At 44.4% G+C, this 2,167-nt stretch carries 2 protein-coding genes; both read right to left on the bottom strand.

Translation table 11 applies throughout. The features are described from left to right. Positions 1-911, bottom strand: a 911-nt coding sequence (locus F557_RS22620) for a TFIIB-type zinc ribbon-containing protein (RefSeq protein ID WP_044142664.1), incomplete at its 3' end; no start/stop codon positions are given. A gap of 236 nt (positions 912-1,147) precedes the next feature. After that, the gene (locus F557_RS0106360) at positions 1,148-1,519 is read right to left on the bottom strand and encodes a YebG family protein (protein WP_169335169.1); all 372 of its coding nucleotides are present in this window, start codon (positions 1,517-1,519) and stop codon (positions 1,148-1,150) included. Positions 1,520-2,167 lie beyond the last annotated feature (648 nt).

Raw genomic sequence — 2,167 nt, 5'->3', positions numbered from 1 at the left:
GTACTTTCTTTCATGGGGTATGTCAGGGATAAAACGGCCATACCCTGGGTGATTTCTTCGAATTTCATAGCAGCACCAATACCGCCAGCGACAGCACTGAATATCTCCCGCTGCATTTCCGGAGGATAGACGGCCAGCTCGCACAGCCGGTCATCGTAGGTAAGCATCCGGCACTGCGGGCAGGTGGCCAAAGGTCTTTCAAAATGGCGGCACATTTCTGGTTTCTTCAGAAAAAAGCCACAGAATTCGCAGCTTCCGGAAAGCACCCGGTAAATCCTGTTTTCATCGGAAGTGCCGTTTATCAGATTAAGATACTTTACAGGCAGGGGACGCCCCAGCCTCTGAAGAGCGCGAAGATAATCGGGATTTTTTAGTCTTGCTCTGGAGCTTCCCAGCTCATTGCGGGAATTATAGAGCCCTTCAGTTTTTATATAATAAAAGACTGCTCCCAGTATAACAATCAGAATCAAAAATACTATCAGAGTTCTTACACTGACAGCATCAATGTCATAGCCACCAAAGCCGGAGAAACCGGAGGAAATGGAACAGCCGCCATAGATGCTGAGAGCAATAGCAATTACGATCATAACGGCCAATTTAGCAATAGTGCTGTTCCTTTTATGCTTTTTGAAGCCTCCAATAGCAGCTTCACGAAAACGGGGATCCAGAAAAACTCCGCCGCAGTTTGGACAACATTTAAGCTCTGCTCCGGGCATTCTGTCCGTATTGGAGGAAAAGATACTGCCATTATCAGGATCCCTGGTGCGCATAGGCAACGAATCAACCTTTGTATGGCAATGAGGGCAAACAATGTAAGACAAATGACCGGATATCCTGATTTCATAATTTCTGGCATTTGCCAGCTTGTCCGGGGTATAGCCGTAAATATCGAATTTCTTATGAGAAGACATCTTGGGACTCAGTCAGACATAGAGGAATAACAAAACAGAAAAAGCGATTCCGGGATTATACTCCCGAAGATCGCTTCGTATAAATGATTTCCTAAAGGTGCAGTGCTCTCTTACAGATTAAACAATGAACTCTGCAACCGCCATCCCGCCGACTCCGGGATTATCCGGCTCTCCGATATTTTATGAACAGCACTTTTCGGAAGACCTTGCCGGACTTACTGCTTAAACCTGACAACTCAGGCCACCTTTTTCCTGGCTTCCCTGACAGAGCTTCTGACACTTCCTTCGGACTGTTCTCCATCAGCCTGGAAAAAAGATGAACCCTTGCCCTGCTGTTCATTTCTAATCGCCGGAATCTTTTCCCGGCCGATTTTGCTGAGAATAGGCAGAATATCCCCGCTTCTCTTTGCTATCTGAAAGGACACCTCGTCCATCACGGATTCATCAACACCGGACAGAGCCGGAATACCCCGGAACAGATCAAAAAGCTGCTCTGCTGCCGTAAGAACCCGATCATAGCGCCGGGCCTCGGACGGATCCTGAAATCTGGCCACTTCTTCACCTTCACTGTTTCTGATTACATATTCAATTGCCATCGTATGCGACATACAAACCTCCCAAAAGTGGTTACCGTGGTAATTATAACAGATACAACAAAAATAATACATATATCAACAACAAGACTGTGTAATCAGATACTTTTATACACTCATAATAATGAATACCGGATTAACAAAGAAAACTGTCAGAAAAATAAATAACAGCTTCTTAAGGGAGAGGGAAATCCCGGCAACAGGAACTATCAGAAAGCTACAAATTAAAAAGTCAGGCTTAGATACTTGGAAACAACTTGGAAACAACTTCGAAAAAACTTCAGAAACAGCCAATACGTACCGTTTTAGAAACTCAATATTACAAATCACCCAGGGTATGGCCGTTTTATCCCTGACATACCACATGAAAGAAAGTACTAGACCGTTGTAAGTTCATGGTCCGGTACATAAATTTTCGCTCTTGAAACCTATAAGGCCTTAGAGCCTGCCCATGCATTTGAGATGTGGCCTGGTGGTGAAAGGAGAAACTTGGAGGCCATCCACGGTAACGAAATTTGAAAAGTGATACGATCAAAGACGGAGGTGGACTTGCCTGTAAACCCTGTTCTTTTTTTGGCATTTATAAATGCTGATACAAAACTGGGGTTAATGAGTAGACGCATACATACTTAGAGGCACTACACTCTGTAAAATAAAATGCTG

It is taken from the genome of Succinimonas amylolytica DSM 2873 (genome assembly GCF_000378405.1).
GTDB lineage: Bacteria > Pseudomonadota > Gammaproteobacteria > Enterobacterales > Succinivibrionaceae > Succinimonas > Succinimonas amylolytica.
Note: the sequence above shows the minus strand (reverse complement) of the source record. Positions and strands in the feature narration are given on the sequence as shown.